This is a genomic window from Paenibacillus sp. FSL E2-0201 (assembly GCF_037963325.1).
GTDB lineage: Bacteria > Bacillota > Bacilli > Paenibacillales > Paenibacillaceae > Paenibacillus_AQ.
In genome coordinates, this window is the sequence record NZ_CP150154.1 from 6,155,682 (window position 1) to 6,177,091 (window position 21,410).

General features: G+C 44.8%; 22 protein-coding genes and 1 rRNA gene. All 23 read right to left on the bottom strand.

What is annotated here, in order from left to right:
* Positions 1 to 23: 23 nt before the first annotated feature.
* The 23 genes from rplK to rrf all read right to left on the bottom strand — a co-directional run bounded on the left by rplK (position 24) and on the right by rrf (position 21,285).
* The gene (gene rplK / locus NSU15_RS27880) at positions 24 to 449 is read right to left on the bottom strand and encodes a 50S ribosomal protein L11 (protein ID WP_042131235.1); all 426 of its coding nucleotides are present in this window, start codon (positions 447 to 449) and stop codon (positions 24 to 26) included.
* 75 nt (positions 450 to 524) lie between these two features.
* Complete coding sequence (nusG, locus tag NSU15_RS27885; RefSeq protein ID WP_036680499.1) at positions 525 to 1,058, bottom strand: transcription termination/antitermination protein NusG; 534 nt, start codon at positions 1,056 to 1,058, stop codon at positions 525 to 527.
* Positions 1,059 to 1,079: 21 nt separating this feature from the next.
* The gene (gene secE, locus NSU15_RS27890) at positions 1,080 to 1,271 is read right to left on the bottom strand and encodes a preprotein translocase subunit SecE (RefSeq protein WP_036680497.1); all 192 of its coding nucleotides are present in this window, start codon (positions 1,269 to 1,271) and stop codon (positions 1,080 to 1,082) included.
* 20 nt (positions 1,272 to 1,291) lie between these two features.
* A complete protein-coding gene (gene rpmG, locus NSU15_RS27895; RefSeq protein ID WP_076099620.1) occupies positions 1,292 to 1,441 on the bottom strand; it encodes a 50S ribosomal protein L33 in 150 nt (49 codons plus the stop codon).
* Between the two features lie 391 nt (positions 1,442 to 1,832).
* A complete protein-coding gene (gene sigH, locus NSU15_RS27900) occupies positions 1,833 to 2,477 on the bottom strand; it encodes an RNA polymerase sporulation sigma factor SigH (protein ID WP_036680496.1) in 645 nt (214 codons plus the stop codon).
* Positions 2,478 to 2,635: 158 nt separating this feature from the next.
* Positions 2,636 to 3,157: an NYN domain-containing protein gene (locus NSU15_RS27905; RefSeq protein WP_076121171.1), complete on the bottom strand. Its 522-nt coding sequence runs from the start codon at positions 3,155 to 3,157 to the stop codon at positions 2,636 to 2,638.
* A 2-nt stretch (positions 3,158 to 3,159) separates the two neighbouring features.
* The gene (gene rlmB, locus NSU15_RS27910) at positions 3,160 to 3,924 is read right to left on the bottom strand and encodes a 23S rRNA (guanosine(2251)-2'-O)-methyltransferase RlmB (protein ID WP_042131237.1); all 765 of its coding nucleotides are present in this window, start codon (positions 3,922 to 3,924) and stop codon (positions 3,160 to 3,162) included.
* Between the two features lie 37 nt (positions 3,925 to 3,961).
* Positions 3,962 to 4,396, bottom strand: a complete 435-nt coding sequence (locus tag NSU15_RS27915) for a Mini-ribonuclease 3 (protein WP_339288292.1) — start codon at positions 4,394 to 4,396, stop codon at positions 3,962 to 3,964.
* Positions 4,393 to 5,802 (bottom strand): cysteine--tRNA ligase, encoded by a 1,410-nt coding sequence (cysS, locus tag NSU15_RS27920; protein ID WP_339288293.1) that lies wholly within the window; start codon positions 5,800 to 5,802, stop codon positions 4,393 to 4,395. The genes NSU15_RS27915 and cysS overlap by 4 nt, the downstream gene beginning before the upstream one ends.
* Positions 5,803 to 5,850: 48 nt before the next feature.
* On the bottom strand, positions 5,851 to 6,543 hold the full coding sequence (gene cysE, locus NSU15_RS27925; RefSeq protein WP_042131240.1) for a serine O-acetyltransferase: 693 nt from the start codon (positions 6,541 to 6,543) through the stop codon (positions 5,851 to 5,853).
* A 509-nt stretch (positions 6,544 to 7,052) separates the two neighbouring features.
* On the bottom strand, positions 7,053 to 8,516 hold the full coding sequence (gene gltX, locus NSU15_RS27930) for a glutamate--tRNA ligase (RefSeq protein WP_042131241.1): 1,464 nt from the start codon (positions 8,514 to 8,516) through the stop codon (positions 7,053 to 7,055).
* Between the two features lie 54 nt (positions 8,517 to 8,570).
* A complete protein-coding gene (gene ispF / locus NSU15_RS27935) occupies positions 8,571 to 9,059 on the bottom strand; it encodes a 2-C-methyl-D-erythritol 2,4-cyclodiphosphate synthase (RefSeq protein ID WP_042131242.1) in 489 nt (162 codons plus the stop codon).
* Positions 9,056 to 9,754 (bottom strand): 2-C-methyl-D-erythritol 4-phosphate cytidylyltransferase, encoded by a 699-nt coding sequence (gene ispD / locus NSU15_RS27940; protein ID WP_339288296.1) that lies wholly within the window; start codon positions 9,752 to 9,754, stop codon positions 9,056 to 9,058. Before ispD ends, ispF begins: the two co-directional genes overlap by 4 nt.
* Positions 9,755 to 9,849: 95 nt before the next feature.
* A complete protein-coding gene (locus tag NSU15_RS27945; RefSeq protein WP_042131244.1) occupies positions 9,850 to 10,938 on the bottom strand; it encodes a PIN/TRAM domain-containing protein in 1,089 nt (362 codons plus the stop codon).
* Between the two features lie 180 nt (positions 10,939 to 11,118).
* Complete coding sequence (pssA, locus tag NSU15_RS27950) at positions 11,119 to 11,856, bottom strand: CDP-diacylglycerol--serine O-phosphatidyltransferase (protein ID WP_042131245.1); 738 nt, start codon at positions 11,854 to 11,856, stop codon at positions 11,119 to 11,121.
* A 64-nt stretch (positions 11,857 to 11,920) separates the two neighbouring features.
* Complete coding sequence (gene disA / locus NSU15_RS27955) at positions 11,921 to 12,997, bottom strand: DNA integrity scanning diadenylate cyclase DisA (protein WP_042131246.1); 1,077 nt, start codon at positions 12,995 to 12,997, stop codon at positions 11,921 to 11,923.
* A gap of 14 nt (positions 12,998 to 13,011) precedes the next feature.
* The gene (radA, locus tag NSU15_RS27960; protein ID WP_076121175.1) at positions 13,012 to 14,379 is read right to left on the bottom strand and encodes a DNA repair protein RadA; all 1,368 of its coding nucleotides are present in this window, start codon (positions 14,377 to 14,379) and stop codon (positions 13,012 to 13,014) included.
* 292 nt (positions 14,380 to 14,671) lie between these two features.
* Complete coding sequence (clpC, locus tag NSU15_RS27965) at positions 14,672 to 17,140, bottom strand: ATP-dependent protease ATP-binding subunit ClpC (RefSeq protein WP_042131248.1); 2,469 nt, start codon at positions 17,138 to 17,140, stop codon at positions 14,672 to 14,674.
* 35 nt (positions 17,141 to 17,175) lie between these two features.
* Positions 17,176 to 18,240 (bottom strand): protein arginine kinase, encoded by a 1,065-nt coding sequence (locus NSU15_RS27970; protein ID WP_042131249.1) that lies wholly within the window; start codon positions 18,238 to 18,240, stop codon positions 17,176 to 17,178.
* Between the two features lie 28 nt (positions 18,241 to 18,268).
* Positions 18,269 to 18,793 (bottom strand): UvrB/UvrC motif-containing protein, encoded by a 525-nt coding sequence (locus NSU15_RS27975; protein ID WP_076121176.1) that lies wholly within the window; start codon positions 18,791 to 18,793, stop codon positions 18,269 to 18,271.
* 30 nt (positions 18,794 to 18,823) lie between these two features.
* Positions 18,824 to 19,285 (bottom strand): CtsR family transcriptional regulator, encoded by a 462-nt coding sequence (locus NSU15_RS27980; protein WP_042131251.1) that lies wholly within the window; start codon positions 19,283 to 19,285, stop codon positions 18,824 to 18,826.
* Between the two features lie 290 nt (positions 19,286 to 19,575).
* Positions 19,576 to 20,748, bottom strand: coding sequence for a GNAT family N-acetyltransferase (locus tag NSU15_RS27985; RefSeq protein ID WP_339288297.1), 1,173 nt, complete (start codon positions 20,746 to 20,748; stop codon positions 19,576 to 19,578).
* A gap of 420 nt (positions 20,749 to 21,168) precedes the next feature.
* Positions 21,169 to 21,285, bottom strand: a 5S ribosomal RNA gene (gene rrf / locus NSU15_RS27990).
* Positions 21,286 to 21,410 lie beyond the last annotated feature (125 nt).

Consider the following 21,410-nt stretch of genomic DNA (forward strand, 5'->3'; position numbering starts at 1 on the left):
AATGACCGATTCTTCGAAAACTACTAGTCTTCGATTGTGATACCCATACTGCGAGCAGTACCTTCAACCATACGCATTGCAGCTTCTACAGATGCAGCGTTAAGGTCGGGCATTTTTGTTTCAGCAATTTCACGAACCGCTGCGCGGCCGATTTTTGCTACTTTTTTCTTGTTTGGTTCGCCGGATCCTTTTTCTACTTTAGCAGCGATGCGAAGCAGAACAGCAGCCGGAGGAGTTTTAGTGATGAACGTAAAGGAACGGTCTTCAAATACTGTAATTTCAACCGGAATGATCAAGCCAGCCTGGTCGGCAGTACGAGCATTAAATTCCTTACAGAATGCCATGATGTTGACACCTGCTTGACCTAACGCCGGACCTACTGGAGGCGCTGGATTCGCTTTCCCTGCAGGAATCTGCAGTTTCACCATTTTAATAACTTTTTTAGCCATGAGTGACACCTCCTTGCAAAAATAGTGGTCTTCGAACGCCATTAGCGCTCTCCCACAAGAAACCCTTAGCTTATGTTATATTTTCTCCACTTGAGTGAAATCCAACTCTAGCGGGGTTTCCCGTCCAAACATGTTAACATGCACTTTAATCTTGCTCTTGTCAGCCAAAATTTCTTCCACGGAACCCACAAAATTCGCAAACGGACCAACCATAATACGTACGGATTCCTTGATTTCGAAATCAATCTTCGCTTTAGGTTCAACCATGCCCATATGCTTCAGAATTTGTTCTACCTCTTCCGGAAGCAAAGCTGTCGGTTTAGACCCTGAGCCTGTCGAACCAACAAATCCAGTAACGCCCGGAGTATTGCGGACAACATACCAGGAATCATCAGTCTGAACCATTTCCACCAAAACATAACCCGGGTAAACTTTACGCATGACGGTTTTTTTCTTACCGTCTTTGTTTACGATTTCTTCTTCCATAGGAACAAGAACGCGGAATATTTTGTCTTCCATGCCCATGGACTCAACGCGCTTTTCCAAATTGGCTTTGACCTTATTCTCATACCCAGAATAGGTATGAACGACATACCATCTTTTTTCCATATCAAGCCACCTGGGACCTCTCTAAATAATCGCTTCAATCACAGCGGAAATACCGATGTCCAGAACCCAGAAGTAAATAGCGACAACTACAATTGTACCGAGAACGATCAATGTATAGTTGGTCAATTCTTTACGACTTGGCCAGCGAACCTTTTTGAGTTCACTCCAGCTCTCAGTGAAAAAGGAAAACATAGACTTGAAACTACGTTTCATGCCGACTACACCTCCACAGACTATCTGGTTTCGCGATGAGGAGTTTGCGAGTTACAATACTTGCAAAATTTCTTCATCTCCATGCGGTCGGGGTGATTTCGCTTGTTTTTGGTAGTCGCATAGTTTCTTTGTTTGCAACTTGTACAAGCCAAAGTGATAATTACCCGCATGATGTGCACCTCCCGAGACGTCCTTCTAACTATACAATTAGAAGACGTAAATATTGATCCTAAAAAAAGCCGCGAATTTAGGCCTACCTAAAACACTTTAGCATAATGTCAAGGTCTGTGTCAACGAAAGAATTCCGTTCTGCACTGGGTAATTTCGGGTGTTATAGTCATATGGCCGTACCCTGTCTTTGGGTCTATCTCTTCCTCACACTTCGCTGTCTTCCTTATCATTATGGGGTATTCCGACTGTGTATAAACCTACCCTCAACGGCAACGACTAAAATCGACTCAAATAGGAATTTATGGTATTATACCCTAATTCTATCCGAGCAATTTCATGAGACTAAAAAAAAGAACTCGATGTACGAGCCCTCTTGTGTTCATTATATCATTAATTGTCGCGCACTTCTAGATATCTTTCTAATTTCCGCTTTACACGTTGTAAAGCGTTGTCAATAGATTTCACATGCCTCTTTAGATCTTCAGCAATTTCCTGATAAGACCTTCCGTCTAAGTACAACATTAGAACCTTACGCTCTAGGTCACTTAAAATCTCTGCCATCTTATCTTCAAGTCCAATGAATTCTTCTTGATTAATAATTAGTTCTTCTGGATCTAGAACCTGAGTTCCACAAATGACATCCATAAGCGTTCGGTCAGAATCTTCATCATAAATGGGCTTGTCCAAAGAAACATAAGAATTGAGCGGAATATGCTTCTGACGAGTGGCCGTCTTAATAGCGGTTATAATTTGACGTGTAATGCAGAGCTCAGCAAAAGCCTTAAATGAAGAGAGCTTGTCACCTTTAAAGTCACGAATAGCCTTATATAGACCTATCATTCCTTCTTGAACAATATCTTCACGGTCTGCCCCGATCAAGAAATAAGAGCGGGCTTTAGCACGTACAAAATTACGGTATTTATTAATTAAGTGTTCCAATGCGCCACTGTCGCCACCACGGAAAGCCTCGACAATATCTTCATCACTTATGAAATCATACTCAGACAGCATTATTTCCTTGAGGTCGACACTCACCAAGAATCCCCCCGGCTGCAACGCAAGACACATCGTTACTTCGCGAAATATAGGATCAGTATATATTATGTTACCTTACACCGTCAACCGGATTTGTCCAAAAACAATCTGGAATAGCATATAATGGAATAAAAATATTACCTAAATCTTCCCAACTGTCACTGTCTACGCCAATTTTCCAGTTTACTCCGCACATCAGGTGGCAGTTTGTCTCCTAAAGAATGACGTGTAGAACTGATACTTCCCGGTTCGATAGCCTTTTTCACTTGTTTCTGATTCTCTTCAATCTCTAGATGTAATTCTCTTGCAGAAATCCGCAGTGCACCTTGAGCAAAAATAATATGCTGCTCCACTAAGTCACTTGTTGCAACATAGATTTGGCGACGTCGGTTGCTAAATTCCCCAACCAGTCGCTCGATGCACTCGTCTGCGGTTTCTTTTTCCTTGGTGAAAAACACCTGGACTTTGCCTTGGACAAATGACCGTCCCAATCCTGGAACGCGGTATGCATCAAACACAGCAATAACCCTTCGTCCTGAGTAAGCCTGGTAATCAGCCAGCAAATCCATCAAGCGGTCGCGTGCTTCCTGCATACCAATCTGGGACAGTGCCGCAAGTTCCGGCCAGCCACCGATCATATTATATCCGTCCACAAGCAGCACATCACGCCAGTCGGCCATAGTTATCCCTGCTGTTGCCGAAGGCGTACCACTTCATACATAATGACTCCTGCGGCGACAGAGGCATTTAATGAATTGATCTTTCCGGCCATCGGCAGTTTAAGTAATACATCACATTTCTCACGAATCAGGCGTCCCATCCCTTTATTCTCATTACCGATTACAACAGCTACCGGTCCTGTGAAAATATTGGATCCAAACAGATTCTGATCTGTATCCACATCTGTACCTACGACCCAGACTCCCTGCTCTTTCAGACGATCAATGGTCTGACCTAGGTTAGTCACCCGCGCAACCGGAACATATTCCACGGCACCCGCCGATGTCTTGGAGACGGTAGCAGTAATCTGAGCCGAACGACGTTTAGGTACGATTACTCCATGCACTCCAGTACAATCTGCTGTCCGCAGAATGGATCCCAGGTTATGTGGATCTTCGATCTCATCCAGCAAAATTAGGAATGCAGGCTCTCCTTTAGCTTCTGCTGCAGCAAGCAAATCATCTACCTCGACATAGGCAAAAGGTGCCGCTTGAGCAACTACCCCTTGATGTTGAACTCCTGGAGCGAGTTGATCCAGCTTACGCTTGTCCACATGTTGAATGACAATCCCCGCTTTGCGTGCTTCAGCGACGATTGGTGCAGTCAGATGCTTCTGAGCCGTTTCTGCGATCCATATTTTGTTTAAAGTACGACCCGCACGAAGTGCTTCAAGCACTGAATGCTTCCCAGCTAATATTTCCTCTTCTGTCTTCAAATCTTCTTCCATGTCCACTTCTCCTATTCTCTATTTCACAAAAGCCTTATCACGGCTGATTCAACATAAACTGTATACCACGCTGTACAATTTCTTGTATTCGCTCTTGTTGACCTGTGTAGTATAAGTAACCAATCAGACACTCAAAAGCAGTAGCATGACGATATTCAAGCACATCTGCATTCTTAGGAATACTTCCCGACTTAGCGTTTCTCCCCTGACGGGCGACATCCTTTTCCTCTTCTGTGAGATTCGGCTCCAAAAATCCAAGAATGGCACTCTGCGCCTTAGCGGATACAAGTCCTGTAGCAGAGCGATGCAAATGGTTTGGGCGCAAATTCGGAAGAGATACTAAATACTGACGAACTGACACCTCGTAAATAGCATCTCCTACATAGGCAAGTACGATTGGTGAGAGGAGTCGCGCAGGTTTGGAAGGCTCGTAAGGAAACCACCCATTCTGAAACTTGCGTTCCTCACTCATTTACGCCGCCACCGCATTCCTTGCGGAGTATCCTCAAGCAATATGCCCAAGCGGCCTAATTCATCACGAATCTCATCGGACCGGCTCCAATTCTTATTCTTACGCGCTTCAACCCGCTCCGCGATCAATCGTTCAACTTCTTCACTCGCGATCTCTTCTTCCTCATGCTCAGGTGTCAAACGCAGCACAGCATTCATTTCCCCAAAAGCTTGCAGCAACGCAGCAAAATCAACAGGGGCTGCTTCACTATTCGCAAGGGTATGGTTTGCAAGACTCACCCAATCAAACATAGCGGTAATCGCATCAGGGGTATTAAAGTCATCCTGCATTTTAGCATGAAAATTGGCCACTATAGCAGATAATTTATCGTTAATCTCTAAGCTCACTTCACCTTGGGCAATTCCTGCAGCAAGCTCAAGACGATGCTTAACATTGCTCTCAGCTAGAGAGATACGCTCTACGCTCTTTTCGGCTGAAGTCAACGAATCAACAGAAAAGTTCAAAGGATTACGGTAATGTGTCGAGAGCATAAAGTAGCGGATAGTTCCCGCTTTAAATTGCCCACGGATATCTTTTACAAGCCAACCATTACCAAGGGATTTGGACATTTTCTCGTCCCCGATATTGAGAAATCCATTATGCATCCAGTAATTAGAGAGTGGTTTACCTGTCAGAGCTTCTGTCTGAGCGCATTCGCATTCATGATGCGGGAACTGCAAATCTTGTCCGCCACCGTGGATATCGATTGTATCTCCTAAGAACTCTCTTGCCATGGCCGAGCATTCAATATGCCAGCCTGGACGTCCATTCCCCCAAGGGCTTTCCCAATACACTTCACCTGGCTTCGCCGCTTTCCATAGTACAAAATCCTCAGGCTTCTCTTTACGTGAATCAACCTCTACACGAATACCAAACTGTAATTCATCTAGATTCTGACGAGACAGCTTACCATAGTCTTCAAATTTGGAAGTGCGATAGAATACATCGCCGCCGCTCTCATATGCGTACCCTTTTTCCTCAAGGTCTTTAATGAATTGAATGATCAGATCCATGCTTTCTGTAACCCGCGGATTCAATGTCGCCGGCTTCACTCCAAGTCCTTCGAGATCCTCAAGATAGGCAGCGATAAAAATCTCCGCAACCTCCGCTACTGTTGTATTCATTTCCTCTGCTTTGCGTATCAGTTTATCATCTACATCCGTGAAATTCGTAACATACCGTACCTCATTGCCAAGTTGCTCCAAATAATTCCGGACCATATCAAAGACAATAATAGGTCTAGCATTTCCGATATGCATATATCCATAAACGGTTGGACCACATACGTACATTTTCACTTTGCCCGATTCCTGGGGCACAAACTGCTCCTTGCTGCGTGTCATTGTGTTGTAAATTTGTAAAGCCATCCTATTCCAACCCTTTCTGTTGTCCCGATTCCTTAGTACCGGATATGCTTAAATTTCGTAATCACCAATATACTGCTGAGTTTCAGCCAGTCTTTGTGCGGTCTTTTGCTTATCTTCTTCGCCAAGCTTCTCTCTGATCTCTTCGATTTCTTTTTGCAAAAAACGAAGTGAATCTACAAGCGGGTCTGGCATCTTGGTATGATCCAAACGATCGGATACACGTTCACCGTTTCGTTTTACTACACGGCCCGGGTTCCCTACTACCGTACTGTTATTTGGCACTTCACGCAACACAACTGCATTAGAACCTATATTTGAATTGTCGCCGATACGAAACGATCCTAATACCTTCGCACCAGAACCAATAACTACATTGTTGCCAACTGTGGGATGACGTTTACCTTTTTCTTTCCCTGTTCCCCCGAGTGTAACCCCTTGATAGATAATAACATCATCACCGATTTCACAGGTTTCTCCAATAACAATCCCCATACCATGGTCGATAAACAGCCTATTTCCGATGACGGCTCCGGGATGGATCTCAACACCGGTCATAAATCTACTAAACTGTGAGACCAAACGGGCCATTGTATACCAGCGGCGTTTGAAAAAAGAATGAGCAATTCGATGACCCCAAATGGCGTGCAACCCTGCATATGTGAAGACAACCTCGAACCAGCTGCGGGCAGCGGGATCGTTATCGAATACCGCCCGAATGTCCGACTTAATATGCTTAAACATCACGGTTCCTCTCTTCTTGACTCCCCCATCTCCTGTTTACAGGTACACAAGGGAGGTATTGTCTCCCATTCATCATTCTTATCATACATATGCTGTGGGTGTTTGCTTGGTTTGTTATATAAAAAAAGATACCTCGAAACAAAAAAAGCCCCTGCAGCATAAAGCTGCAGAGACGTTTAACCGCGGTTCCACTCTGCTTGAACGAATCAAACAGTCTGCGTTGTTACCATCGGCAGAGTTCCTTCGTTCCACTTGGCATCATTAACGGCGATGTACCCGGCACGATCTAACGAACCTTAAGGATCGTTCAACCGTGCAGCTCACAGGCGCATGTTCTGCCCCGGACAAATGAATAACTCCCAGCCCGAAAGGTATCCCTTTCACGGTTATTCTCTCTGGTAATTGCCTTAATGGACGTACTTCTCCTGATCACAGCTATTATCATATGGTACTATCTTAGCGCAAAAGCTAAGGGACTGACAAGAGGCTTAGTGATAAGTAATCCTGCTTTAAGCTCCCTTAATTTGTGATTTCAAACGTTCGATAACTCGGTTTTGGCCGAGCAAAGCAATCGTTATATTGAGATCACGTCCGTGTGTTTGTCCGGTCAGAGCTACGCGAATCGGCATAAATAACGCTTTACCCTTGTGACCTGTTTCTTTCTGCACTTCCTTGATCAGTACAGCCATATTACTAGCACTGAAATCCTGACAGGCTTCAACCTTAGCCAGGAAAGCAGACAAGACCTCAGGCACTTGGCTTTCAGCTAGAACTTGCGCCGCTTCTGTTTCTAACTCCAGATGGCTACGGAAGAATAGTTCAGATAGCTCTACGATATCGGAGGCAGAGGTCATCTGCTCTTGATACAGTGCTACTAGGCTTTCTGCCCATGCCTGCTGCTCATCATTCAGCTCAGCCGGTATTTTCCCCGCTTTTTGTAGATGTGGAATCGCTAATGCCGAGATCCGTTTAGGATCAGCATGCTTAATATAGTGATTATTTAGATGCGCCAGCTTATTCTTATCGAATACAGCCGGACTTTTGGACAATCGGTCCGCATCAAAAATAGAAATAAGTTCTTCTTTACTGAAAATTTCTTCTTCACCTTCTGGCGACCAGCCCAGGAGAGAAATGAAATTAACCAAAGCTTCAGGCAAATAACCCAATTCGTCATACTGCTCGATAAATTGAATAACGGATTCATCCCGCTTGCTGAGCTTCTTGTGGTTGTCGCCAACAATAAGGGTCATATGACCAAACAAAGGCGGTTCCCAGCCAAGTGCTTCAAAGATCATAAGTTGACGCGGGGTATTGGAAATATGATCTTCTCCACGCAATACATGGGTAATAGCCATCAGATGATCATCAACAGCTACCGCAAAGTTGTAGGTCGGAATTCCGTCCTTCTTTACAATAACAAAGTCACCCATTTCCTTCGTGTCAAAAGAAATGTTGCCCTTTACGATATCATCGAACGCATACGTACGATCTTCTGGTACGCGGAAGCGAATACTAGCCACCCGTCCTTCAGCTTCAAAAGCAAGGCGTTGCTCTTCCGTCAAATCACGGTGTTTACCGGAATAACGAGGAGTTTCTCCACGAGCAGTCTGTTCTTCACGTTCCGCTTCCAGTTCTTCCTCTGTGCAATAGCAACGGTAAGCCAAACCTCTATCCAGCAAATCCTGCCAATATACGCGATAAAGATCCAGACGTTCAGTCTGGCGGTAAGGTCCATACTCTCCGCCAACATCAACGCTCTCATCCCAATCCATACCTAGCCATTTCAAATATTTAAGCTGGCTCTCTTCGCCGCCTGCGACATTGCGCTTCACGTCTGTATCTTCAATTCTGATAATGAATTTACCGCCTTTATTACGGGCGAACAGATAGTTAAACAGCGCCGTTCTGGCGTTACCTATATGTAAATGTCCCGTAGGGCTCGGTGCGTAACGCACCCGGACTTGATCCGTCATTATATTCCCTCCGCTTCATATGGTTAAAACTTAGAATTTACTACTTAGACCATCTCAAGATGATATCACATCTTGGAGTAGACAGACAATAGATTGTGCGGCGATTCCTTCGCCACGACCGGCAAAACCAAGCTGCTCGGTAGTGGTGGCTTTAACATTCACCTTGGACGGGTCTGCATGAAGCGCACGAGCAATGATCTCCGTCATTTGAGGAATGTAAGGCGCCATCTTTGGTTTCTGGGCAATAATCGTTGAATCGATATTTCCAAGCTTATAACCACGCTCGCTAGCAAGCGCCCATACTTGTTCTAATAATTTCAAGCTATCCGCGTCCTTAAACGCCGGATCTGTGTCCGGAAAATGTCTGCCAATATCACCTAGTCCAAGCGCGCCTAGAATAGCGTCACTTACTGCGTGCAGCAGCACATCTGCATCGGAATGTCCCAATAGTCCTTTTTCATATGGAATCGTAACTCCTCCAATAATACAAGGCCTTCCCTCTACCAGTTGATGTACATCAAATCCTTGTCCTACAGCGATCATGATTGTCCCTCTCCCCTGTTTCTTTCTGTGAATTCTGCAAAATCTAAATCATCAGGCGTCGTAATCTTAATATTTCTGTAGCTTCCCTCTACCACAGAAACCGGAATGCCGGCACGTTCCGCTAAACTGGAATCATCTGTACCTAAAAAACCATCCCGCTCCGCTACCTCATAAGCATCCAGCAATTCAGAAAGACGAAAAGTCTGCGGGGTTTGAATCGCCCACAGACTTCGCCGATCCGGCGTAGAAAGTACTTTGCCTTCGTTATCTACCTGTTTGATCGTATCTTTGACTGGTACAGCAAGAACTGAAGCACCGATCTGCTTCGCTCGCTTGTAACATGCCTCAATTTCAATCGGCTGTACAAACGGGCGAACCCCATCATGCACCATTACCCACTGTGTCGTAAGTTTCAACAATCCTTTATGTACAGAATGCTGACGCTCAGATCCACCAGGCACGATAGCCTTAACCTTGTCCAGCTTATAGAGCTGTATCCATTCCCGGCAGCGTTCAATATCTTCCTTACCGGTTACAAGCACGATTTCGGAAATCAATTCGTGCTGCTGAAATACTTCCAGCGTATGAACGATAATTGGTTTACCCTGCAATAACAGATATTGCTTGCTCTCTACAGTCCCCATTCGCGTTCCTCTGCCTGCCGCCACAATGACGACGCCCACACTGTTTGACATTACTCAGGCTCCTGTCTTTCACGTATATTCCCATCATAACGTGTTTGGCGGGCATTTCCAACCCATAGGACAGTTGCCATGCACTTTATCTTTACTTATTGTGCTTTTTCCAAGAGCTTTGGCTTCGCAAATATCATCCGTCCAGCTGAAGTTTGAAGCACACTAGTGACAAGTACCTCCATCGTAGTCCCGATATATTCACGTCCGCCTTCCACAACGATCATCGTTCCATCATCTAAATAGGCTACGCCTTGTCCATGCTCTTTGCCATCCTTAATGACCTGAACCACGATTTCCTCACCGGGCAACACTACGGGCTTTACGGCATTCGCAAGATCATTAATGTTCAGAACTGAGACTCCCTGCAATTCGCATACCTTATTCAAGTTGAAGTCATTAGTAACTACTTTACCTCGCAGTACCTTCGCTAACTTCACCAGCTTACTATCCACCTCAGAGATTTCTTCAAAATCCCCCTCATAGATTAACACCTTCACATCAAGCTCTTTTTGAATCTTATTGAGAATATCAAGTCCCCGCCGTCCGCGATTCCGTTTCAGTAGATCGGAAGAATCTGCAATATGCTGGAGCTCCTCAAGTACAAATTCCGGAATAACAATCGTTCCTTCAATAAAACCAGTTTTACAAATGTCAGCAATCCGTCCATCAATAATCACGCTAGTATCGAGGATTTTATGCTCCTCCAGCCCACGACCTTCCGGCTCAGCCGCTTGTCCCCATCGTCCAGTTGTCCAAAGTGCAGCTAGTTCCTCTTTTTTCTCCAGTCCGATCCGCAGCCCCATATATCCAAAAGCTAACGTAACGGGTACCTGGAGCAGCTGTCCTGCTTTTCCAAGCCAAATCATCGCAGGATATAACAGAAGAGACAGCAGAAGCCCCCCTGTAAGCCCAGCTGCACCTGCAGCCAATTCATTCATTGGTATACGCGAACAGTACAGAACCGCCTCCCGCAGTTTTGAACCTCCCCATTCCGCGCATAAAGACCCCGCAAACAAAAAAATAATGGCACCCAGCACCGTAAATAAAATGCTTCCCTCTACAGGTAAACTTTCACTCAGCTTTTCCATCCCCTTGGGGAATCCTCTTTCAAGCGCATGGTATAGCGAAAAACCAGACCAAGCTCCACATATTAAAGCAAAAGACAATATCACTTTTTTCCACATAACCTAACGCACCTCCTTTTTATTCATCCTTGAATGATCTATACCTCACCAGTATGTTCCAATTTTCAAGACGATAAACTTGGAGTAGCGCTGTAATTGCAAAAAGGCTCTGCCATCCCTAGGGAAGACAAAGCCTTTAGTAATAAATGTATGAATTTATCCTTACTACGAGTGAATGCTTTAACCGTTCTTTGAGTGATACACTTTATCTTCGGAACGTCTTCTACGACGGTGACGGCGTCTTGCTGTCAATCGATCGATGTTTTGTTTAAAACCATATAACGCGTAAATCCCCAGTAAGACGAAGATTAGCTTAGCAATTTCCTCTGGGAATACAACGGCAACTGCCACAGCAACAATAATGACTACTGGCGCACCGACAACCACTTTTTTAGGCAAGCCGACCTTCTTAAAATTAGGATATTTAACAGTGCTGACCATCAAATACGATAAGAGCAGTGTAGCCACGATCATAAACGGAGCGGAAACATCTTTATTAAAAAGAGCTAATGTGGCAAGTACACCACCAGCAGCAGGAATTGGCAAACCGATGAAATAACCAGGAACCCCTGGTTGAACATTAAAGCGAGCAAGGCGCAATGCCCCAAACACCGGGAAAATTGCAGTTACTGTCCAGGCTAATGCAGAATTCAAATCATGCAGGCTTGAAACGTACATAATAACAGCCGGCGCTACTCCAAAGGAAACGACATCAGACAAAGAGTCCAGTTCCTTACCAAATTCACTCTCACATTTAAGTGCACGAGCAACTCGGCCATCCAATCCGTCTAACAGCATAGCAATAATAACCATGATAGCGGCCATGCTAACTTTACCGTCAAACGCCATCATGATACCAAACATTCCGAGCATCAAGTTACCTATGGTAAAAAGACTCGGAATTGATTTTTGTATCATTTCTTCACCTCAATTTTCTCACATTGGCCTTAAATAGCTCCAATATTACGTGATTGTATGTTATTTACATTTGCCTGTCAATAAGAACTTGCTTCTGTAAACGTTTGAGCCCATCCTGAATATTACGAGCTCGCACCTCCCCAATTCCGTCCACTTCATCCAGTTCGGCTATGCTTGCAGACATCAAATTAGGCAGCATTTCAAACCGCTCCACCAGATTATGAATGATCACATTTGGAAGCCGCGGAATTTTGTTAAGCAGACGATACCCACGTGGTGTAACCACTTCTTCGGATGAAATTGCCGTTGAAGAGTAGCCCAGCAATCGAGCAATATGGTTATCATCCATTAGGTCATCATCACTAATACGTTTGAGACCGGCAATAATTTCACGAATTTTATCTTCTTGCTCTTCCTTAGCATAGTCTCTGTATAGGAGCCATGCTTCTTCCTCTGTATTTCCAACCAGTTCTTCCATCTGCATGCTGATTAAGCGTCCTTCGTTGCCTAATTCATTTATATATCGTTTGATCTCCATTTTTATGCGTAGAACCATCTCTACCCGCTGAATCACGCCGACCACTTCGGCCACGGTTACGATTCCCTCATACTCTGAAGCAGACAAATTCGTCAGTCCTTGTGTAAGAACCGCTTTGTACTTTTCGAGGGTCTGAATCGCTTGATTAGCTTTAGCCAAAATAGCTCCGATTTCTTTTAGTGCGTATCGAATGGAGCCTTGATACAGAGTAATGATATTACGGCGCTGTGAAATGGAAACCACCAGTTTGCCTGTTTGCTTCGCTACACGCTCGGCGGTCCGGTGACGAATGCCTGTCTCGATTGATGAAATAGACGAATCCGGAATTAATTGTGTATTTGCATACAAAATCCGCTTTAAGTCTTCACTAAGAATAATGGCACCGTCCATTTTGGCGAGCTCATATAAATAATTGGGCGAAAAATCGCAGTTAATGGAGAATCCTCCGTCTACTACTTCCATCACCTCGGGACTATAGCCAACGACGATTAGTGCTCCCGTCTTTGCGCGCAGCACATTCTCCAGACCTTCCCGAAAAGGTGTTCCCGGTGCCGCCAGTCTGAGCAGATCATTCATATTCTCTAATTGGTTATATTCTTTCATAATCCCTGTGCCCCCTAATCTAACGCGACCGATAGTGCATCTGCTACGGTACTGACGCCTATAATCTGGATATCTTGCGGGTGCTTCCAGCCCTTCAAACTTTTCTCTGGCATAATCACCCGCCGGAAGCCTAGCTTCGCGGCTTCCTTCACACGCATTTCCGCGCGTGAAACACCTCTTACTTCACCTGTAAGTCCTACTTCACCGAAGAAAACATCGTAAGGTTTTGTTGAAATATCACGAAAGCTGGAAGCGATACTAATAGCTACTGCTAAGTCAATCGCAGGTTCATCCAACTTTACTCCTCCAGCCACGTTAAGGTATGCATCCTGATTCTGTAGGAACATGCCCATTCGCTTCTCCAGTACAGCGATGATGAGTGCCATCCGTTGATGATCCATACCTGTGCACACCCGGCGCGGGGAGGGGAAATGAGTAGCAGCGACAAGAGCCTGAAGCTCAACAAGCACCGGTCTAGTCCCTTCCATACTGGCCACGACGGTGGATCCGGCTACACCGAGTGGACGTTCCGACAAGAAGAGCTCAGACGGATTTTCTACTTCTGTTAAGCCCACTTCACCCATTTCGAAAATGCCGATTTCATTCGTTGAACCGAAGCGATTCTTTACAGCCCGCAGAAGTCTATACGTATGATGCCGCTCTCCCTCAAAATACAGCACACAATCCACCATATGTTCAAGCATCCGTGGGCCTGCAATAGCGCCTTCCTTGGTGACATGCCCAACGAGAACTGTTGCAATTCCCCGAATCTTAGCGATACGCATAAATCTTGTCGTACATTCCCGAACCTGAGTCACACTGCCTGGCGCACTCGTCACTTCTGGCATAAATACAGTCTGAATCGAATCGATCACAAGAAATTGCGGCTGAATTTGTTCAATCGCTTCTTCTATGCTTTCCATATTCGTCTCACATAGTACATATAGCTCAGCTGACAACGCACCGAGGCGATCCGCACGTAGCTTAGTTTGCCTTACCGATTCTTCGCCCGAGATGTACAGCACTCGCAATCCCTGAGTTGTTAGAGCATGCGATGTCTGTAATAAGAGCGTAGATTTACCGATTCCTGGGTCTCCCCCTACTAATACCAGCGATCCTGGCACGATCCCCCCACCGAGAACACGGTTAAGCTCACCTATACCTGTCAGTATGCGCGGTTCCTTGTCACTTTCTATACTTATGATCGATTGTGCTTTTTCTTTACTATGAAAAATAGGGGCATTCATTCCCTGTGTTTTGACTACGCTTTCCGTTTCCTCCACCATGGAGTTCCAAGCTTGGCACCCGGGACATTTACCGAACCATTTTGGCGATTCGTATCCACAATCAGTGCAAAAAAATTTAGTTTTAGGTTTAGCCATTTGTTCTCCTTACGGTCCGAACTTTTAAATTGCGGATATTTTCTTCTAATGAAAGTTTACCATTTCTGCCTCTTTAACGAAAGGTCATTCGGCATTTGTACTAAATGTATATTTTTAAGTGAAAAATTTACAACAAGTATAAGCGCCTTCAGCGTCCTTATAAGGACAATAAGCGTTTAAGCAAGAGATATAAGAAATAAAGTATTGATTCAAACTTATACTTTCTTATATTAAAAAAAGCTCCCACCCCTCTAAAAAACTGAGGAGCGGAAGCCTTATTTATTCCGTTTTTTTATTCGGATTCTACTTCTTTTTCAAGCAATGGCGCTACTGGAGCATCCACTTTATTCACTACAAGTTCTCCGCCAACTTCATCAATGTTGAGGGAATCACCCTTTTGGATATTTCCTCGGAGCAATTCCTCGGAAAGACGGTCTTCAATATGCTTCTGTATCGCACGACGCAACGGACGTGCACCAAAGGCTGGGTCGTAACCTTCCTTAGCTAGGAAAGCCTTCGCTGCATCCGTGAGTACAAAATCAACATCATATTCACGCAGCCGCTTGCGCAGCTCATCAGACATCAACGTAACGATTTCAGCAATATGCTTCTCATCGAGGGAATGGAAGACGATGATTTCGTCAATCCGGTTCAAGAACTCAGGACGGAAGCTCTTCTTAAGCTCTTCCATAACCTTGCCCTTCATATTACCGTATTCTGCTCCAGCATCTTGCACAGCTGTGAATCCAAGTGTCGAATTCTTCTTGATCGCTTGTGCGCCTACGTTAGAAGTCAGAATAATTAATGTATTACGGAAATCAACTACCCGTCCTTTAGAGTCAGTCAAACGACCGTCTTCAAGAACCTGCAGTAGAATATTGAATACTTCTGGATGCGCTTTTTCAATTTCATCAAGCAGCACTACAGAATAAGGTTTACGGCGTACCTTCTCGGTTAATTGGCCGCCTTCTTCATAGCCAACATATCCAGGAGGGGCTCCGACTAAGCGGGACGTGGAGTGCTTCTCCATATATTCCGACATATCAATACGGATGACCGCATTCTCATCGCCGAACATAGCCTCAGCCAATGCACGAGCCAACTCCGTTTTACCTACACCTGTAGGACCGAGGAAGATAAAGGAACCCATTGGACGTTTCGGATCTTTAAGACCCGCACGCGCACGGCGTAGTGCCCGGCTAACTGCCTTAACAGCTTCGTCCTGACCGATCACTCGTTCATGCAGTAAAGCCTCCATGTTAAGTAGACGGTCGGTCTCCTCTTCCTTCAGCTTGCTTACAGGTATACCCGTCCAGCTAGCTACAACCTGTGCGATGTCTTCAGGTGTAACCTCTGAATCCGTGCGACCCTGTTTTTCTTTCCATTGGTTCTTAGTGGTATCAAGCTCTTCACGGATCTTTTGCTCTGTATCACGCAAGGCAGCCGCTTTTTCAAACTCTTGACTCTGCACTGCGGAATCTTTCTCTTTGCGGATATCATCCAAGCGCATTTCAAGTTCCTTCAGATTTGGCGGGATGGTGTAAGAGTGAAGCCTTACTTTAGATCCTGCTTCATCGATAAGATCAATCGCTTTATCTGGCAGGAAACGGTCCGGAATGTAACGATCGGACAACTTCACTGCTTCCACAATAGCTTCATCCGTAATCTTTACACGGTGATGTGCTTCATAACGATCGCGAAGTCCGAATAGAATTTGGACCGCTTCCTCTGGAGAAGGCTGATCCACCGTAATCGGTTGGAAACGTCGTTCGAGCGCTGCATCTTTTTCAATATATTTACGATATTCGTCAAGCGTAGTAGCGCCTATGCACTGAAGTTCTCCACGGGCCAAAGCCGGCTTAAGAATGTTAGATGCATCAATCGCACCTTCAGCGCCGCCAGCACCGATCAGCGTATGAAGCTCATCGATAAAGAGCACGATATTACCTGCTTGGCGAATCTCATCCATGATTTTCTTGAGGCGGTCTTCAAATTCACCGCGATATTTTGTTCCAGCCACTACTGAGCCCATGTCGAGCGTCATGACGCGTTTGTCGCGAAGTGTTTCTGGGATTTCATTGTTGATAATCTTTTGTGCAAGTCCTTCAGCGATAGCTGTCTTACCAACACCAGGTTCACCGATCAGTACCGGGTTATTCTTAGTCCGGCGACTCAGTACCTGAATAACACGTTCAATCTCCTTGCTACGGCCGATAACCGGGTCTAGATTGCCCTCCTTAGCATAGGCGGTCAAATCGCGCGCAAGACCATCTAGAGTCGGTGTGCTGACATTAGCCGGAGTTCCACTATGACTAGAGGCAGCCTCGCTGCTTCCCAGGAGCTGCAGCACTTGCTGACGAGCTTTATTCAAGCTGATGCCGAGGTTATTAAGCACACGTGCCGCGACACCTTCCCCTTCACGGATAAGTCCAAGCAAAATATGCTCAGTGCCGACATACGTATGTCCCAGCTTACGGGCTTCATCCATCGACAACTCAATCACTTTTTTAGCGCGAGGAGTATAAGCAATGTTCGTAGGCTGTTCTTGACCTCTGCCAATCAGTGTCTCCACTTCGTCCTGGATTTTTTCAAGACCTAGCCCTAAAGCAATTAATGCCTTAGCAGCAATGCCGTCTCCTTCACGAATAAGTCCGAGCAAAATATGTTCTGTGCCAATATTGTTGTGTCCTAAACGAACAGCTTCTTCCTGCGCCAGCGCTAGCACTTTTTGTGCGCGTTCCGTAAATCTTCCAAACATCATATCTCCTGCACCTCCATGAATAGTAAATATCTATATTAATGTTGTGTTCCCAGTGTCTCTCGGAGCAGTTTTGCCCGATACATATCTCGTTCAGTGGCGTTTAACTCATCGCCGAACATCTTTTGCAGAAATCCTGGCTGTGTCTTAACGTTAAGTTCATTTAGCACTGAAATCGAAAGACCTTCCAGAATGCCAAGATCAACCCCAAGTCTCACATCAGACAGACGTTGTGCAGATTCTTTAAGCTCCATAAGAGCTGCATAACATAAAATCCCATAAGAACGCTTCACTCGGTCGGTTATTCTCAGTGCGGAATCAACAAGCAACCGTTCACGGGCATTTCGCTCATGCTCTATGATCTGCGTAACTACACTGTGAAGGTTCTCTATAATTTCACTCTCCGTTTGACCGAGGGTGATCTGATTGGATATTTGAAAGATGTTCCCTACTGCTTCGCTGCCCTCACCGTAAATTCCTCTTACAGTCAAGCCCACTTGGTTCACTGCAGACAATATGCGATTGATCTGATGCGTCATTACAAGTGCTGGCAGATGCAGCATTACGGAAGCACGAAGCCCTGTACCCACATTAGTGGGGCAACTGGTCAAGTATCCTCTTTTATCATCAAAAGCGTAATTGACAGCTGCTTCAAATATATCATCGATCGCCGTCGCACGTTCCCATGCTTCTCTAACCTGAAGACCAGGAAACAGACATTGGATTCGCAGATGGTCCTCTTCGTTAATCATGATGCTGACCGACTCATCTTCATTTAACAAGACAGCCGCGCTGCGCGAATCATTAGCCAAGTTAGGACTGATTAGATGTTTCTCAACCAGTACCTTTTTGTCCAGTTCATTCACTTCATCAAGCTTTAGGAGTTGAAAAGATCCGAAATCTGCAGCTGCTTCCTCATGAAACACAGGAGCCAGCAGCTCTAACACTTCTTCCGATTGCTCTAAGGAAGCCAGCATTGGAAACGGAAGATGCTCTAGATTACGGGCAATACGCATACGACTGCTAATTACAATCTCGGAGTGACTACCTCCAGAGCGCATCCAATCACTAAGTGCTTGTTCAGTAAATCGGAGACTTGACATGTCATATCCCCCCTATATATCAAAGACTTTACTCTTGTGCTATTTCTTTTTCAAGTTTACGAATCTGATCCCGCAGCTCCGCTGCTTTCTCGAATTCTTCTTGCGTAATACTCTGCTGTAATTCCTGCTTGAGTTCATCAATTTGGCGTCTAAATACAATCTGAGCTCCTGCACGTTTCGGAATCTTACCTACATGTGAAGTACTGCCATGCACTCGCTTAAAAAGCGGGTCAAGTGCGCTGTTAAAATATTTATAACAGGAGCTACAGCCAAAACGGCCTAACTTGCTAAACTGGGAGTACGTCATCCCACAATTCTCACATTGCAGACTCTGCGTTGTCTTCGTTGCAGCCGACTTCTCCTTGCCGGCACCCTCTAGATCAAGCAGACCTGACAGCAGACTGTGGATCGAGAACCCTCCAGCCGTTCCGGGAATGAGTTCCCCCTTCTCCCGTGCACAGCTCTCGCAGATATGAAACTCCGTCTTCTCTCCATTCACGATCTTAGTGAAGTGGAGTGTTGCCGGCTTGACGCCACATTCCTGGCATTGCATAAGCGAAAGCCCCTCCCTTATGGTTGACAATTATTTGCCTAACAAAGAGATTAACATCGCCTTCATAATCTTGGCACGAATCTCATCCCGGTATGGAATCTTAACCGTTAGGCATTCCCGAGAAACAGCAGCGCGCATAAGGCACGCTTCACGCTTACTTAGAAAACCGGCTTCCTCCAGCTGATAAATCAGCCCTTCAGCAGCGTTCTGATCAATCCCGCCACCTATAGTATGGTTTAAATGGGCATGCAGTGCCACGTTTGGTGGCAATTCAAAACGTTGAATACGAATATATCCCCCGCCACCACGCTTACTTTCCACCACATAACCTTTTTCCAAAGTAAAGCGTGTACTGATGACATAATTGATCTGTGACGGTACGCATGAGAACTGGTCCGCCAGGTCATTTCGCTGGATTTCCACCGTACCTTCGGGACTTTCATGCAAAATATTCTTCAGATATTGTTCGATAATATCAGAGATATTGCGCATCACTCATCCTCCAGTGCTTAAATCTTTATAATACCGATTGCAACTTGCATTCCTAATGACAATGGTCTTTAATTGAACTTAAACATTTGTGGATAATTCCACGTATTCAGAGGATCGGATCAATGTCATTAAGTTTCGTTGACTTTGACTTTCTTTGACTTTTTAATATTATAACATATTCTGTGCTAATTCCAAGTGGATTCTCTTATTTTTCACTTTTTTCAGCGAATGTATTCGGAAATAAAGAGCCCTCCCAACATCTTTCGAAGGGGAGAGCCCGAATTTTTATTTTAAAAATGATCAAATAATGCAGTTTCTGCTTGCGGTAAGATTTCTTCAAACCATTCCAGTGCAGCTGAATGACCTGAGATGCGTCCATAACGAGCTAACTCTGCCGGACGTTTATATCCAAGCATTAATGCCGTCAATGTGCCGATATCACAGTTTAAGTCTGCTTCTGCCGGTTTCCCTTCCCCGCGTGTAAAAGTTGCCGATCCCTCATTAGAAATATTCCATTCCCACAATCCATCATTCCAAGGTGCGTATTTATCTTCTATATAAATAAGCTGTTTCTTTTGGCTGCTGTTTCCTCTGAAGGTATAACCTTCAATGAATGTCTTAGCATTCACAATACGACCCATAAAATAAGGATAATTCTCCTGTTCTATACGCGGATCTGGCAGCAAGAAGGGTAACATGTCGTCCGAAGGCACCAGCTTCAACGATGCACCGGTCACCATCGAATCATGGTTCGCAAGAAATGTCCACAGCCCCTGCCGAGCTTGTTCATTCAAAAAAACAAATTCATCAATGACCAGTTCTCTGTTCTCTACCTTATACAGCACGTATCCCTCTGGTTCACCACTTTTAGAGTAAAACACTGCACTTTTTCCTTCGTCATCTAAAACAGAATTCTCCCACCAGTCCAAATCACGCTTAAGTGTCCCGTTATATCTGACAGCGAATTGATTGTATAAGCCATCCAATACTTCGATATCTTTAATGTCCCGTTTAACTTTGCCCTCAACTTCAACCTTCTTGGGAAACTTCGCTACAGGAATGGAGTATTTCTTATATTCACAATAAACTTCCCAACCAAATTTACGATAAAAGGGAATCAGGAACGGATGCAGAAAAGAGAGCCTTTGACCCGCTTCATTCATCGTTTGCAGTGCATGTGTTAAAAGCTTTGCCACATGCCCTTGTCTGCGGTTCTCTGGCCATGTTGCTACTCCAGCGATACCACCCATAGGCACCACTTTCCCTTGTATGTACACTTGGAATGGCAGAAGCGTCAATTTTGCTTCGAGTGTCCCGTCTTCAAAGGCACCCCATACCCGTTCCGGCTTGAAACTTTTTTGAGCACTTTCCCGTTTGTCGCTAGGTAACTTGTATTGAAAAGCATATTCTGACAAGTTCATGCTTGCATCGAACTCATCTGGGCGTAACTGTCTTATTACCACAAACTCACCTCATCCTTTATAAAATTACTTTTAGGATAAGTATAACAAGAGCATCAATTGTGCGCTAATCTATTGCATTATTTATAACTTTATTTTTAGTTATCCACAGCTCTATGCAGTTTTAAAAATAGTCTTGAAATCTTGTCACATCCAAGTTAAAATAGTTATCCACTTATCAATAGCTCTATCCACATAATCCCGGCTATATCCACAGCAACCCGTGTACTACTTAGGTTTTCTGTTGACAGATCCATATAAATATGTATTTAATCCACACTATTTAGGGATTATTTCTCTTTCAATCATCTATCCACATGTGCGTAACTTTTCTGCAAATTCAAAATATTATCCACAAGTTTTCCACAGTCTATAATAAACGCAAAAAAGCCACTGTCGATGACTCAACAGTGGTCTAATTGTGCTTGGCAACGTCCTACTCTCCCAGGACCCTTCGGTCCAAGTACCATCGGCGCTGGAGGGCTTAACGGTCGTGTTCGGGATGGGTACGCGTGGAACCCCTCCGCTATCGCCACCAAACATGATTTTTCGAAGCTTTCGCTTCTCGAAATCGCTGCGAGAAAATATCAGTCCTTATAAAGGACATGCAGCTTATTGGTTACAGGCTTAATCGCCTGAAAACTGAATCCGAATTGAATTTGCAT